Consider the following 13271-nt stretch of genomic DNA (forward strand, 5'->3'; position numbering starts at 1 on the left):
GATCATTGCTGCGGGGGCGTCGGCTGCGCCGGCTCGGCGGCACCGGGCGACTGCGGCGGCACGGGCGCCGGCGGCACCGGCGCGGCCAGCGTCGGCGAGCCGACCGGCACGCCGTTGTTCAGCTGCGGCAGTTGCGGCTGGCCCAGCTGGCGCATCAGGATCGTGTCGCTCGGCTTGAACTCGGCGCCCGAGGCGCGCATGTAGTCGTAGCGGTCCGCGGCCAGGCTCATGCTCTGCTCCTTGTTGCGGATCACGACCGGGCGCAGGAACACCATCAGGTTGGTCTTCTTGCGGGCCCGCGTGTTGTACTTGAACAGGTTGCCCAGCACGGGAATGTCGCCCAGGCCGCGGATCTTCTCCACGCCGTCGGACGCGGTATCCTCGATCAGGCCGCCGAGCACGATGATCTGGCCGTCGTCGGCGATCACGTTGTTCTCGATCACGCGCGTGTTCAGCGTGATGCCGGCCGTGGCCGTCAGCGTCGACTGGTCCACCGACGACGATTCATTGTAGATCGCCAGCTTGATCGTGCCGCCTTCGGAAATCTGCGGCTTCACCTTCAGCGTCAGGCCCACGTCCTTGCGGTCGATGGTCTGGAACGGGTTGGTGTTCGTGCCGGACGTGGTGGTGAACTGGCCGGTCAGGATCGGCACGTTCTGGCCCACGCGGATCGTGGCCACTTCGTTGTCCAGCGTGATCATGTTCGGCGTGGACAGGATATTGCCGTTGCCGGTAGTTTCCAGCGTGTGGGCCACGGCGCCCAGGCCGAACTTGCCGTCGGCGAGCTGCTTGAAGATGCCGATCGTCAGGCCGTTGGACGGGGTGCTGGCGCCGTTGTACACGTTCACCAGGTTGTTGCCGCCGCTGGAGAACGACTGCAGGCCGCCGATGCGGTAGGTGCTGTCGCTGTTGCCGGAGGCGCCCACCCACTGCACGCCGAACTCGGAAGCCTTGTCGAGCGACACTTCGACGATCAGCGCCTCGATGTAGACCTGGGCGCGGCGCACGTCGAGCTGGTCGATCACGGCGCGCAGGTTGCGGTAGATCGCTTCGGGCGCCGTGATGATCAGCGTGTTGGTCGACGCATCGGCCTGGATGTAGCCGGCCGAGCCGCCCGTGGCCGTGCCCTGCGTGCCGGTGCGGTTGGCGGACAGCGCCGGGTTCGACGGCCCCGAACCCTGCGACGACGTGCTGCCGGTCTGGCCGATCGTGTTGTTGGCGCCGGTCTGCATCGTGGCCTGGTTGTTCAGCGCGTTGCCGGACGTGCCGGAAGGAGCCGGCGCTTCGCCCGACATCACGGCGCGCAGCGTTTCGGCCAGCTGCGTGGCATCGGCGTTCTTCAAGTACACCACGTGCACGTTGCCAGATTGTGTCGTGGGCTGGTCCAGCTTGGCGACCAGCGAACGGGCCAGGTTGGCGCGCGCCACGGACGGCGCGCGCAGCACCAGCGAATTGGTGCGCGGGTCGGCCAGCACCGAGACGCGTCCGCCACCGTCGCCGCCGGCACCCGGTTCCATCAGCTTGTTGATCATCGACGCGATATCGCTGGCGATCGCGTTACGCACCGGGATCACGTCCATGTCGGCCGCCGCCGGCGTATCCATCGCGGCGATGATCTTCGACAGGCGTTTCAGGTTGTCCGCGTAGTCGGTGATCACCAGCGTGTTGTTGCCGGGGTTCGCGTTGATCGTGTTATTGGTGGAAATCAGCGGGCGCAGCACGCCGACCATGTTGGCGGCCGATTCGTGATTGAGCTGGAATACCTGGGTGGCCACCTGGTCGCCCTTCGGCGCAGCCTGCCCCTTGACCACGGTGGGCGTGGCCTGCAGCTTGGCTTCCGCTTCCGGCACCACCTTCGCGAACCCGTCGCCGCTGACGATCGCGTAACCCTGCAGGCGCAGCGCGGAGGTCAGCAATGCGAAGGCCTGGGATTTGCTGATCGATTTTTCCGACACCAGCGTGATCGTGCCTTTCACGCGCGGATCGATCAGGAACGTGATGTTGGTGTAGTGGCCCACCGCCTTGATGACGGATTCGATATCGGCACCGACGAAATTCAGCGCGGCTTCGTCCTGCGGCGCCGCCCATGCGGGGGCGACGGCAGACGACAGCATGCAGCACAGCAGCGCGGCAGCGGACAGGCGCCGCAGCGCAGGAGGTTGAAATTTGCTTGCAGTTTTCATTATCTGAACTCGAGTGCGATGATGTTTTTGCCGCCGACGTTGCGACGCTGGCCCAGCAGGTTGAGCAGGTTGCCCAGTGTGTCTTCATACCCGGCGGCCGCCTCGGCCTGCCCGGAAAATTGCAGCCGGCCATTGCGCAACTGGCCACTGCCGGACAGCAGCAACGGCCCCTTGATGGAAATGAGCGCCACGCCGGCCTGCTGGCCTTTCCAGTCCAGCGCCAGCTGGTAGCTGCCCAGCGGCTTGATCGGCGCGAGGCGCGACGACACGTCGCCCATCTGCAGCGTGGTCACGCCGTTGACCAGGATGGCCTTGTTTTCCAGTGCCAGCGCCAGCGAGGTCCACGACAGCTGCAGCCGGCCGGACAGCGCCAGCGTGTTCAGCGGCGCGCCCAGGCCGGACAGGCCGTCCGCCGGCAGCTTCAATGCCGCCGGACTCAGTTGCCAGGCACGCCAGCTGCCGGTGAAGATCACAGGCTGCGTGAGGGCCTGCGGGTTGTCCAGTTCCATGCGCACGCTACCCAGCAGCGACAGCGGCGAAAGCTTCCAGCCGAAGCGGCCCGGCAGCAGCGGCGTGACGGCGCTGTTGCCGCTGGCGGCACCGCCGACGAACGCGGAGCCGCGCCACAGCGTGCCCTGCGGGTCGCCCAGCGCGAGCCGCCCGCCGGTCTGTTTTTCCACCAGCGCGGCGACCCACGCGGCGGGGAAGAACACCAGCAGCGTCAGCACGGCCGTGACGGCGATCGCCGCCAACCATAACACGGCGCGCTTCACCGGCCGCCCGTTTCACTGCCAGCTTCGCGGCGCAGCGTCAGCGTGGCATCCACCAGGCCGGCGCTGTCCGGCTTGCCGTCCTGCGCTGTGATCTTTGCTTCCTGCACCGCCAGCCGGCCATCGCGCCGCGCCGCATCGAGCCACGTGACGAGGCCGGCAAACTGCACGCCCTTGAATTCCGCCTTCACATACTCGCCCGTCACGGTCAGGTTTTGCACCGTCAGGCCGCGCTCCGCCAGCGTGGCGGCCAGCGCCTCGCGCGACAGCGGCGCCACCGGCGGCAGGGGCTGCGTGCCCAGCTGCGCCGCCTGCGCGGCCAGCGCCTGCATCTCGGCCGTTTCCTGGCGCAACTGCGGCAGTTCGCGGCGCAGCCGCTCGCGGCCCGTCAGTGCCGGATCGATGAAGATGGCATAGACCAGCGCAAGGCCGACGACGAAGCCGCCCACCGCCAGGAACCTGCGCTCCTGTTCGCTGCGGGCACTCCAGAACGCCGCGGCCGACGCGCGCAGGTTGCCCACTCCACCAGAAAATTTCCCTATGGATCTTCCTGCGGATTTTTCAACTTCGTCGTTCATGACTTGCCTCCCGCGCGCACTTCCCAGATTCCGGCACCCGATTCCGTCAGCGCCAGCCCGCGCGCCGCCAGTTGCGCCTGCACCTGCGCCAGCGCGGCGCCATCGGCGCTGCCCGGCTTCAACCGCACGACCAGCGTGCGCTCGCGGTAATCGAGGCCGGCCACGATGTCGTGCCGCGGCAGCGCGCCCAGTGCCTCGCCGAACGCGGCGGCCAGCGCCGTGAAGTCATCCCTGGCCATGTCGCCGCTGCCGGCCCTGGCGCGGGCGAGATTGCCGCGCAACTGGGCGGCCGGATCGAGCACCACCTTCTCGTTCGGGTAGGCGGCGCGGAAAATCTGCACCATCGACTGGCGCAGCGTCTGGGCCTCGCGCTTCATGCGCAGCCATTCCACGTTCATGCCCACGATATTGACCAGCACGGCCAGGATCGCCAGCCGCAGCGGCCAGCGCCAGCGGTGCCAGGCCTGCGCGCGCGCACCGTCCGTCGCGCCCAGGCCTGCCGCCAGGTCCAGCTGAACCGTCTTGCTGGCCGCGATCCGGTGCGCCCAATGCTCCTCTTCCAGCGCGATGCCCGTTACCGTGGCCAGCAGCGGTTCGTACTGCGCCCGCTGCACGGCCGGCACGTACAGCGTGACGGGCGCCTCGCCGGCCAGCGCGCGCAGCACCTGCAGCGCACTCTCGGGCTGCGCCGGCAGTGCCAGGCCGATGCCTTCGTACTGCCCGGTGCGCAGCGTGAGCTCCATGCCGCCTTCGTCGTTGGCGAGCAGCGCCGACACGCCGCCCGGCGCCAGAGGCAGGCACAGTTGCGCCGGCAGTGCGGAGATTGCGCGCGCGCCCTGCTGCACCAATGCCTTCACCAGCACTTCCAGCCAGGCGCGCTGTACCACGGCCACCGTTCGTTCGGCGCTGCCGGCCTGCATGGGGCCGAGCGCGAGCACGCAGTCGGCCGGGTCGCCCAGCAGCTGTTCCTCGACGATGTTCGGCAAGGCCGCCTTCAGGCGGCTGCCGGACAGCGGCGGCACCGCCACGCGCAGCAGCGTCACATCGGCCGCCGCCAGCAGCAGCACCACCTTGCGGCTGGCCGCCACCAGGTCGCCCAGCTTGCCCAGCGCGCCCGCGCCCTGCTGCATCACGTTGCCGCCGTCGCCCACCTGCGCATACGCGCAGGCGGCGCCGGCGTCGGACGCGGCGGCGCGGGCGGGGTAGCTTATATAGAGAGTCGTCAAAACGTTGCTTTCCTTAGATTTCCCGGATCCACTGGACCGAGGTCCGCGAGGGCTGGGTCGAGGTCGGGGGTTCGCGCTTGATCAGGGCCCACGATTCCAGCGCGGCCCGGTCGAGCCGCACCTGGCTCAGCACCAGGAAGTAGTCGCTGCGCACGCCGACTCTTGCCAGCACCGTCCGGTTCCCCGCCTGCGCGAGCGCCGTGAACGCGGCCAGGTTCAGCGTCTTGCCCTTGCGCGACGCCACCATCGATTGCGCCTCCGACAGCGACATGCCCGCGACGGTCGCGGCAATGACCTCGGCCGGCGCCGTGTTCACGTTAACGTCCGTCGCCACCGGCAGCACGATCACGAAATCGCGCAGCTTTTCGATCGCCGCCTGCGAAAAACCCACGGCCAGCAAGTCTTCCACCCGCTGGAAGGCGATCGGCGCGGTACCCGTGCTGCCCTGCGCCGCCTGCGCGGCCCGGATCGCGTATTGCGCGGCGGCCTGCGCCAGGTTCGCATCGAGCTGCAGCAGCGACAGCAATTGCGCGAACGCCTTCACTTCGTTGTCGTTGACGCTGCTGACCACGGCCAGATTTGCCAGATTGTAACGCGACTGTGCGTCATAAACCTGGCCCTGCAGCGTGGCATCGTAATCTTCGCCTTCGACCCGTTCGCGCTCCACGTACTGGTCGAGCCGCGTTTCGGCCAGCGGCGTGGCCCACACGCCATCGGCGCGCGTGTCGTTCGGGTTGTCGATGCCGTCCTGGCGCAGGATCAGCCGGGCCCAGTCCAGCGCGCCGCGCAGGATCCAGCGCGTCTGCAGGTGCAGCCGCTGGTTTTCCAGCGAGCGCACCTGCACCTGCTGCTGCCAGAACAGGCTGGCGACGATCGTGACCGCCAGCGTCGTCAACAGCAGCGCGGTCACCACGGCAACACCCGCCTGCCGCTGCATGCTCCGCTGTATGTTCCGCTGTTTGCTTCGCTTCATGTCGCCCCCAGCAGCAGCACCTTGACCATCGGACTCGGCTCGTCCCGCAACTGCAGCGACATCTCCAGGCCGGCCGGGTCCAGGCGCGCCGCGCTGCTGGAGCTGGTCGTGGGCGCCTGCCATGCGCCGTTCACCCACAGGCGTACGCCCATGCCCGCCACGCCGGCATGCAGGGCGACGCCGGGCACCGGGTCGCCGTCGGACGTGGCGACCTGCCACAATGCATCGAGCTGCACCAGGTCGCGCGTGGCGGCCGATTCGCGGCGCGTCAGCACGCCGTCGCGCAGGCGGTAGCTGACCACTACCAGCTGCGTGGCGCCGTGGTCCGGCGCATGGGTGCGCACGAAGATCAGGCGCAGGTTGTCCGCCACGAGGTTTTGCCGCGTGCCGATCACCGCCGTGCCGGCCAGCTGCTCCAGGTCGCTCTGCAGTTGCGCGAAGGCGAGCTGGATGCCGCGCGTGTGTTCCATCTGCTGCGTCAGCGACACGCGCGAGCGCAGGATGCTGTCCAGCCCGCGCCAGCCCAGCACGGCCACGAGCGCCAGGATGCCGATCGCCACCAGCAGTTCGATCAGCGTGAAGCCGCGGGAACGGTGCGGGCGCCGCATCATTTCAGCACCAGCTGCACCAGCTTGATGATGCGGCGGTTCGGATTGGCGCTGTCGTAGACGGACACCTCCACCCGCCGCAGCAGCGGGTTCGGCGAGATGATCACTTCTTCCTCGCACTGCAGTTGCAGGTTGCCCTGCGGACACGCGAACGACGTTTTCCCCACTGCCGGGAACGCCCCCGCCAGGCGGATCTGCACCAGCCGGTTTTCCGCCGACCAGGTCGCCATCATCGTGGTGCGCAAGCCTTCGCTGTTGCGCGTGAGGCTGCCGATCGCCTGCAGCGCCGCGATCAGCGCGGTGCCGACGATGAACAGCGCCACCAGCACTTCGAGCAGCGTGAAACCCCGTTCGGCGCGCCTCATGTCACGCCTCACTCGACGACGAAGTGGCCGATGCCGTCGGCCCGCACGGCGGTGCGCACGTCGCCGTGGGCCAGCGTCAGCACGAACGGCTTGTCGACCGGTTCGCGGCCGAACACGATGCGCAGCGGCGCACCGGGGAGATTGGTCGGGGGATCGAGCAGCAGGGTCATCGGGGTGCGCTTGAACGCGCGTTCGCGCAGCATGTCGTCCTGCGGCAGGGTCTTCCACTCGCGCCCGTCGCGCACCAGGAAGCGGTAGCCCTCGGCGCCGGCTTCGAACGCGATCGGCCGGTTGCGCACGATCGCTTCATCGCGCGCCAGCTGCAGCAACAGGGCCACGCGCTGCGCTTCCTGCTGCATGGCCTGGCGCCCGCTGGGGGCCGCGTTCATCGTCACCAGGCCCAGCGTGATGCCGATGACGACCAGCACCACCAGCAGCTCGATCAGGGTGAAGCCGCGCTGGCGCATGCTGCGGGACAGGACTCAGTTTTCCCAGGAGCCGACGTCGGCATCCTCGCCGGTGCCGCCAGGCTGGCCATCGGCGCCCTGCGAGAACACATCGACTTCGCCCTTTATGCCGGGCGACAGGTACTGGTACTGGAAACCCCACGGGTCCTTCGGCATTTTTTCCAGGTAGCCGCCTTCCTTCCAGCCGTTGGCGGCCGGGCCGGAGGTCGGCTTCGTCAGCAGCGCCTGCAGGCCCTGCTCGGTGGTCGGATAGCGCGCATTGTCGAGCTTGTACAGCTTCAACGATTGCATGATCGTGGCGATGTCGACCTTGGCCGCGGCGATCTTCGATTCGCCGGTGCGGGCCAGCAGCTTGGGCACCACGAGCGCGGCCAGCACGCCCATGATGACGACGACCACCATGATTTCGATGAGGGTGAAACCACGCGCGCGGCGCTTGAAAGTGAGACCTTTTTTCATGAAGCTTCAGGGGAAGATGAAAAAGCAGAGTGCAGAAGTATAAGCCTGAATTGCTACGGGACGGTGAAAAAGGAGGTAAAGAGAAGTTACCGCAAACCGCCGGCAAGGACACCGGCTGCCCCGGTTTCCCCGCCTGCCCGGGCTACGTGCCGCACACCGGGCAGCCGGCATTGCGCCCCACCCCGATGCTGGTCCATTCCATGCGCAACCCGTCGAGCAGCAGCAGCCGGCCGGCCAGCGAGGTGCCCACGCCCATCACGATCTTCAGGGCCTCGGCCGCCTGCATGGCGCCAACCACGCCCACCAGCGGCGCGAACACGCCCATCGTCGAACACGCCACGTCCTCGAAGGCCTGGTCCTGCGGAAACAGGCACGAGTAGCACGGCGCGTCTTCGCCGCGCGGGTCGAACACGCTGACCTGGCCGTCGAAACGAATCACGGCGCCGGAGACGAGCGGCACGCGCGCTGCCACGCAGGCGCGGTTGACGGCGTGGCGGGTGGCGAAATTGTCGGTGCAGTCGAGGACGACGTCGCTGGCCGCGGCCAGTTCGGCGAGCCGCGCATCGTCCACGCGCTCGATCAGCGCGGTTACCCGCACATCCGGGTTGATCGCGGCGACCGCTTCGCTGGCCGAAAGCGCCTTCGGCCGGCCGACGCGCGCGGTGGTGTGGGCGATCTGGCGCTGCAGGTTCGTCAGGTCGACATCGTCGTCGTCGACGATCGTCAGGTGGCCGACGCCGGCCGATGCCAGGTACAGCACGGCAGGCGAGCCGAGGCCGCCGGCGCCGATGACGAGCACGCGCGCCGCCAGCAGCTTCTGCTGGCCCTCGATGCCGATCTCGTCGAGCAGGATGTGCCGCGAATAGCGCAGCAGCTGTTCATCGTTCATGCGTGGCTATTTGTCGAGCGAGGGCGGGGTGGACGACGGCGTGGTGGACGACGGCGTGGCCGGCGACGGCCTGGCGGGCATCGGCGCAACGTGCGACGGCGGCGCCTTCTTGTCTTCCGGCTTCACGGTATCGCTCTTCGTCTCGGGCTTGACCAGGATTTCCGCGGCCCCCTTTTCGGCCGGCGTATCGGCCTTCGCCAGCTTGACCGGCAGGCCCTTGAAGTGGTTCAGCGCCTGCGCCAGCTGGAAATCTTCCTTGCTGCCGAACTCGACCGGCTTCTGCTTCTTCGCCAGGGCGACGATGCGCTGCTCTTCTTCCAGTTCGTCGTGCTTGACCGGGCGGATTTCCTTGTCGTCGCCGGACAGGTGCTTCTGCAGGTCCGCTTCGCGCAGCCGCAGGCTGTTCAGGCCGTCGCCTTCGGCCGTTTCATCCACGTGCACGTCCGGCTCGATGCCCTTGGCCTGGATCGCCCGCCCCTTCGGCGTGTAGTAGCGCGCGGTCGTCAGCTTGACGGCCGTATCGGCGGTCAGCTGGCGCAGCGTCTGCACGGAGCCCTTGCCGAACGTGGTGGTGCCGATCACGGTGGCGCGCTTGTAGTCCTGCAGCGCGCCGGCCACGATCTCGGATGCGGAAGCCGAACCGGCGTTGACGAGCACCACCAGCGGCACCGTCTTGACGGCCGCCGGCAGCTTCGCCAGCGGGTCGCCGGGGTGGCGGCCCGCGTAGTATTCCGGCCGCGCGTAGAACGTCTGCTTGGAGTCGGCCAGCTGGCCGTTGGTGGAAACCACCACCGAATCCTTCGGCAGGAATGCCGCGGACACGCCGATCGCGCCCGGCACCACGCCGCCCGGGTCGTTGCGCAGGTCCAGCACGATGCCCTTGATGTCCGGCGTTTTTTCATACAGGGCGGCCAGCTTCTTGACCATTTCCTCGACGGTGGGTTCCTGGAACTGGGAAATGCGCAGCCAAACGTAGCCCGGCTCCACCACTTTCGCCTTCACGCTCTGCACGCGGATTTCCTCGCGCACGATGGGCACGATCAACGGCTTGTCCTCGCCCTTGCGGGAAATCGTCAGCACCACCTTGGTGCGCGGCTCGCCGCGCATCTTCTTGATCGACTCGTCGAGCGACATGCCCTTGAGCGGCACGTTGTCGATGCGGGTGATCAGGTCGCCGGAGCGGATGCCGGCCTTGAACGCCGGCGTATCCTCGATCGGCGACACCACCTTCACGTAGCCATCCTCGGTGGAGACCTCGATGCCGACGCCGACGAACTTGCCCTGCACCGATTCGCGCATCTCGCGGAACGCCTTCTGGTCCAGGTACACCGAGTGCGGATCGAGCGACGACACCATGCCGGCGATCGCTTCCTGCAGCAGCTTCTTGTCGTCCACGTTTTCCACGTAGTCGCTCTTGATCAGGCCGAACACGTCCGACAGCTGGCGCAACTCCTCGAGCGGCAGCGGCGCATCGATCCGCTGCGCCAGCGCGGAAAAGTTCATGGAGGCAGCCACGCCGGCCACCATGCCCAGGCCGATCAGGCCGATACTCTTGAGTTTGTTGCTCATTGATGTTCCACTGAGGTACAACGGGGGAAGCGCATGGTGTCAGGCACCTTTTTCCGGCGATTTTCCGGAAAAAGGTGCCTGACACCGGTTTTTGGCAGCAACACGGTTTTGGCAGCGCTCCGGCAGGGATTGTCAGAACTTCACCCACCCGGCAGGATCGAACGCCCGGCCCTGATGACGCAGCTCGAAGTATAAACCCGATTCTTCATTGCCACCGCTGTTGCCGGCCGCGGCGATGACGTCGCCGCCCTTCACCACGTCGCCGGCGCGCTTGAGCAGCGACTGGTTGTTGCCGTAGATGCTCATGTACTGGCCGCCGTGGTCGACGATGATCAGGTTGCCGAAGCCGCGCAGCCAGTCGGCGAACACCACGCGGCCCTGCGCCACGCTGCGGATTTCGGTACCCTCGCCGGCCAGGATGAACATGCCTTTCCAGCCGGGGCCGTCGCCGCGCTTGCTGCCGAAACGCGCGGCGACCCGGCCGGAGACCGGCGCGCGCATCTGCCCTTTCAGGCTGGCGAACGCGCCGGCCGGCGCCGCCGGGGCCAGCGCCACGTCCGCCGGCCGGGCCGCGCCTTCGTCGCGCGGCTCGGGCTTCGCCGGTTCGCGCTGCGTGATCCTCGGCTCCGGTTTCGGTTCGATCTTCGGTTCCGCCTTTGGCGCCGGCCTGTGTTCCGGCCTGGCGGCGATTTTCGGCTCTTCCTTCCTGTTGCGTTGTTCCCGCGCCAGCCTTTCGCGCTCGGCCTTTGCCTTGGCGGCGGCCAGCGCGCGCGCCTCGGCTTCCGCCCTGGCTTTCGCGGCGCGCTCCGCAGCCAGGCGCTCCTGGCGCGCCTTTTCGGCCGCGGCGGCGCGCGCCTGTTCCTCGATCAGCTTGGCCAGCCGGTCGACCAGCGCCCCCATGCGCTGCTCGTCACGCTCCACGCGGCCCACCTCCTTGCGCTGCGTGTCGAGCTTTTGCGACAGGTTCGCCACCAGCGCGGCGTGCTTCGCCTTTTGCTGTTCCAGCACGGCTTTCTGCTGGCGTTCCTCGTCGGCGATTTCCACCAGCTCGTCGCGGGCATTCTGTGCTTCGGCCTGGTTGGTCTCCACGGCCGCCAGGTTGGTGCGCAGCGATTCGATCAGTTGCGCCTGCGCCTGCGACACGTAGGACATCAGTTGCAGGTCGCGGTTGATGCGGTTCGGGTTATCGCCGGAGAGCAGCAGCTTGATCCGGTCTTCGTTGCCGGCCACGTATTGCTCGCGCAGCAGCCGGGCCAGCTGGCCTTTCTGGCTGGCGATGGTGCCGGCCAGCCGCTCGCGCTCGGCGGCCAGCTCGGTCATCCTGCTGGTGGTGGCGGCAGTCTCGGCGGCCAGTTCGCGCAACTGGCGGTTGGCGTTCGAGATCGCTTCCTCGGATTCGGCCAGCGTGTCGGCCGCATCCTCGCGCGCGCTTTCGGTCTGGCCGATGTCGCGCTTCAGGGCATTGAGTTTCTGCTGCAGCGCGATGCGCTCCGCCTCGGCGGCCGCCTTCTGCTTGCTGCGGTTGGTCTGTTGCTTGGACTGGGGCGCGGCGAGGGCATCGCCCCCGCCGAGCGCCAGCGCCGCGGCCATGCCCAGCGCGGCAAACCAGGCGCCGGCGCGCCGCGGACGATTGACTGGCATCGAGCGTTACTTGGCCTTGCCCTGGTTGGCCACGGCCGCCTGGGCAGCGGCGATCGCGTCGGCATCGCCCAGGTAATAGTGGCGGATCGGCTTCAGGTCCGCGTCCAGTTCATACACGAGCGGCTGGCCGTTGGGAATGTTCAGGCCGACGATTTCCTCGTCGCTGATACCGTCCAGCATCTTGATCAGCGCGCGCAGGCTGTTGCCATGGGCGGAGATCAGGATCTTCTTGCCGGCCTTGATCTGCGGGGCGATTTCCTCGTTCCATGCCGGCAGCACGCGCGCCACCGTATCCTTCAGGCATTCGGTCAGCGGGATCTGCTCTTTCGGCAGGCCGGCATAACGGGGATCGTTGAACGAGGCGCGGTCGTCGCCCTCTTCCAGCGACGGCGGCGGGATGTCGTAGCTGCGGCGCCAGACCAGCACCTGCTTGTCGCCGAACTTGGCGGCAGTCTCGCCCTTGTCCAGGCCCTGCAGCGCACCGTAATGGCGTTCGTTCAGGCGCCAGTCGTTCCTGACCGGCAGGTACATCAGGTCCATCTCGTCCAGCGTCAGCCACAGCGTGCGGATCGCCCGTTTCAGCACCGACGTGTAGCACAGGTCGAACGTGTAGCCTTCGCGCTTGAGCACTTCACCGGCGGACTTCGCTTCCTTCACGCCTTTTTCGGTCAGGTCCACATCGGTCCAGCCGGTAAAGCGGTTTTCGAGATTCCACGTGGACTCACCATGACGCATGAAAACAATTTTGTACATAGGGCAATCTTTTTAGAAGGGTAGGATGGGAAATCTGCAGCCGGAGCCGTTGTTCGTCTTCTATTTTATAATGCGCGGATTGAGTTCAACCATTGGAAGCTAAGTGAAATTCATCCTCGACCATATCTTTCTTGTTGGCATCGCCGTCTTGTCCGGTGGCGCGCTGCTTTGGCCCTTGCTGACGCAACGGGGCAAAAAGGCGACCCCGCAGCAGGTTACGCTGTTGATAAACCGGGCCAAAGCCACCATTGTAGATGTACGCGACGCTGCCGCTTTCGGTGCGGGGCACCTGCCGGATGCGAGGAATATTCCGCTGGGTGAACTGGCCAAGCGCAGTGGCGAGCTGGAGAAGTTCAAGAACAGGACGGCCGTGGTCGTCTGCCAAAAAGGGACGCGGGCCTTCGGTGCCGCAAAGATTCTGGAAAAGGCGGGGTTTGCCGATGTGGTCGTCCTGGACGGCGGCATCGACGCATGGAAAACCCAGGGGTTGCCGATTACCAAATAAAGGAGGATTACCGTCATGACCGCTCAAGTAACGATGTACACCACCGCCGTTTGCCCGTATTGCATCCGTGCCGAACGGCTGCTGGAAAGCAAGGGGATCAAGAACATCGACAAGATCCGCGTCGACCTCGATCCCGACCAGCGCCAGATGATGATGCAGAAAACCGGCCGCCGCACGGTACCGCAGATTTACGTGGGCGAAACCCATGTCGGCGGCTTCGACGACCTGTATGCGCTGGACCAGGCCGGCCGCCTCGATCCACTGCTGAACGGCTGACATTTCTTG

15 protein-coding genes are annotated in these 13271 nt (G+C 67.0%); 2 read left to right on the plus strand and 13 right to left on the minus strand.

Going from position 1 to position 13271, the window contains the following annotated elements:
* Positions 1 to 2 precede the first annotated feature (2 nt).
* The 13 genes from gspD to gpmA form a co-directional block, all read right to left on the minus strand.
* Positions 3 to 2183, minus strand: a complete 2181-nt coding sequence (gene gspD / locus GJV26_RS12140) for a type II secretion system secretin GspD (RefSeq protein WP_155709036.1) — start codon at positions 2181 to 2183, stop codon at positions 3 to 5.
* Positions 2183 to 2956: a type II secretion system protein N gene (gene gspN, locus GJV26_RS12145; RefSeq protein WP_189441842.1), complete on the minus strand. Its 774-nt coding sequence runs from the start codon at positions 2954 to 2956 to the stop codon at positions 2183 to 2185. The genes gspD and gspN overlap by 1 nt, the downstream gene beginning before the upstream one ends.
* The gene (locus tag GJV26_RS12150; RefSeq protein ID WP_371866461.1) at positions 2953 to 3474 is read right to left on the minus strand and encodes a type II secretion system protein M; all 522 of its coding nucleotides are present in this window, start codon (positions 3472 to 3474) and stop codon (positions 2953 to 2955) included. The genes gspN and GJV26_RS12150 overlap by 4 nt, the downstream gene beginning before the upstream one ends.
* Before the next feature lie 53 nt (positions 3475 to 3527).
* Positions 3528 to 4757 carry a type II secretion system protein GspL gene (gene gspL, locus GJV26_RS12155; RefSeq protein ID WP_155709038.1) on the minus strand — a complete coding sequence of 410 codons (1230 nt, stop codon included), beginning with the start codon at positions 4755 to 4757 and terminating at the stop codon, positions 3528 to 3530.
* Between the two features lie 13 nt (positions 4758 to 4770).
* Positions 4771 to 5694, minus strand: a complete 924-nt coding sequence (gspK, locus tag GJV26_RS12160) for a type II secretion system minor pseudopilin GspK (protein ID WP_155709039.1) — start codon at positions 5692 to 5694, stop codon at positions 4771 to 4773.
* A 32-nt stretch (positions 5695 to 5726) separates the two neighbouring features.
* On the minus strand, positions 5727 to 6341 hold the full coding sequence (locus GJV26_RS12165) for a type II secretion system protein GspJ (RefSeq protein WP_155709040.1): 615 nt from the start codon (positions 6339 to 6341) through the stop codon (positions 5727 to 5729).
* On the minus strand, positions 6338 to 6703 hold the full coding sequence (gene gspI, locus GJV26_RS12170) for a type II secretion system minor pseudopilin GspI (RefSeq protein WP_155709041.1): 366 nt from the start codon (positions 6701 to 6703) through the stop codon (positions 6338 to 6340). The genes GJV26_RS12165 and gspI overlap by 4 nt, the downstream gene beginning before the upstream one ends.
* 8 nt (positions 6704 to 6711) lie before the next feature.
* Positions 6712 to 7170, minus strand: a complete 459-nt coding sequence (gene gspH / locus GJV26_RS12175) for a type II secretion system minor pseudopilin GspH (RefSeq protein ID WP_155709042.1) — start codon at positions 7168 to 7170, stop codon at positions 6712 to 6714.
* A gap of 15 nt (positions 7171 to 7185) precedes the next feature.
* Positions 7186 to 7629, minus strand: a complete 444-nt coding sequence (gene gspG / locus GJV26_RS12180; RefSeq protein ID WP_155709043.1) for a type II secretion system major pseudopilin GspG — start codon at positions 7627 to 7629, stop codon at positions 7186 to 7188.
* A 142-nt stretch (positions 7630 to 7771) separates the two neighbouring features.
* Positions 7772 to 8518, minus strand: coding sequence for a HesA/MoeB/ThiF family protein (locus tag GJV26_RS12185; protein ID WP_155709044.1), 747 nt, complete (start codon positions 8516 to 8518; stop codon positions 7772 to 7774).
* Between the two features lie 6 nt (positions 8519 to 8524).
* Positions 8525 to 10087, minus strand: a complete 1563-nt coding sequence (locus tag GJV26_RS12190) for a S41 family peptidase (protein ID WP_155709045.1) — start codon at positions 10085 to 10087, stop codon at positions 8525 to 8527.
* Positions 10088 to 10219: 132 nt separating this feature from the next.
* On the minus strand, positions 10220 to 11728 hold the full coding sequence (locus GJV26_RS12195) for a peptidoglycan DD-metalloendopeptidase family protein (RefSeq protein WP_371866463.1): 1509 nt from the start codon (positions 11726 to 11728) through the stop codon (positions 10220 to 10222).
* 6 nt (positions 11729 to 11734) lie between these two features.
* Complete coding sequence (gene gpmA / locus GJV26_RS12200) at positions 11735 to 12481, minus strand: 2,3-diphosphoglycerate-dependent phosphoglycerate mutase (protein ID WP_155709046.1); 747 nt, start codon at positions 12479 to 12481, stop codon at positions 11735 to 11737.
* A 103-nt stretch (positions 12482 to 12584) separates the two neighbouring features.
* Here gpmA and GJV26_RS12205 point away from each other — a divergent pair, with 103 nt between their 5' ends.
* Together GJV26_RS12205 and grxC are read left to right on the plus strand one after the other, a co-directional pair.
* Positions 12585 to 12986: a rhodanese-like domain-containing protein gene (locus GJV26_RS12205; RefSeq protein ID WP_189441834.1), complete on the plus strand. Its 402-nt coding sequence runs from the start codon at positions 12585 to 12587 to the stop codon at positions 12984 to 12986.
* Between the two features lie 15 nt (positions 12987 to 13001).
* Positions 13002 to 13262: a glutaredoxin 3 gene (gene grxC, locus GJV26_RS12210; protein WP_155709047.1), complete on the plus strand. Its 261-nt coding sequence runs from the start codon at positions 13002 to 13004 to the stop codon at positions 13260 to 13262.
* The last annotated feature ends 9 nt before the right edge of the window (positions 13263 to 13271 follow it).

The sequence above is a fragment of the Pseudoduganella dura genome, from assembly GCF_009727155.1.
Classification (GTDB): Bacteria; Pseudomonadota; Gammaproteobacteria; order Burkholderiales; family Burkholderiaceae_D; genus Rugamonas; species Rugamonas dura.

Coding starts and splice junctions, on each gene's coding strand:
- grxC (WP_155709047.1), top strand. CDS start 13,002: ATGACCGCTCAAGTAACGATGTACACCACCGCCGTTTGCCCGTATTGC.
- gspG (WP_155709043.1), bottom strand. CDS start 7,629: ATGAAAAAAGGTCTCACTTTCAAGCGCCGCGCGCGTGGTTTCACCCTC.
- GJV26_RS12190 (WP_155709045.1), bottom strand. CDS start 10,087: ATGAGCAACAAACTCAAGAGTATCGGCCTGATCGGCCTGGGCATGGTG.
- gspI (WP_155709041.1), bottom strand. CDS start 6,703: ATGAGGCGCGCCGAACGGGGTTTCACGCTGCTCGAAGTGCTGGTGGCG.
- GJV26_RS12195 (WP_371866463.1), bottom strand. CDS start 11,728: ATGCCAGTCAATCGTCCGCGGCGCGCCGGCGCCTGGTTTGCCGCGCTG.
- gspK (WP_155709039.1), bottom strand. CDS start 5,694: ATGCAGCGGCAGGCGGGTGTTGCCGTGGTGACCGCGCTGCTGTTGACG.
- gspH (WP_155709042.1), bottom strand. CDS start 7,170: ATGCGCCAGCGCGGCTTCACCCTGATCGAGCTGCTGGTGGTGCTGGTC.
- gspD (WP_155709036.1), bottom strand. CDS start 2,183: ATGAAAACTGCAAGCAAATTTCAACCTCCTGCGCTGCGGCGCCTGTCC.
- GJV26_RS12185 (WP_155709044.1), bottom strand. CDS start 8,518: ATGAACGATGAACAGCTGCTGCGCTATTCGCGGCACATCCTGCTCGAC.
- gpmA (WP_155709046.1), bottom strand. CDS start 12,481: ATGTACAAAATTGTTTTCATGCGTCATGGTGAGTCCACGTGGAATCTC.
- GJV26_RS12165 (WP_155709040.1), bottom strand. CDS start 6,341: ATGATGCGGCGCCCGCACCGTTCCCGCGGCTTCACGCTGATCGAACTG.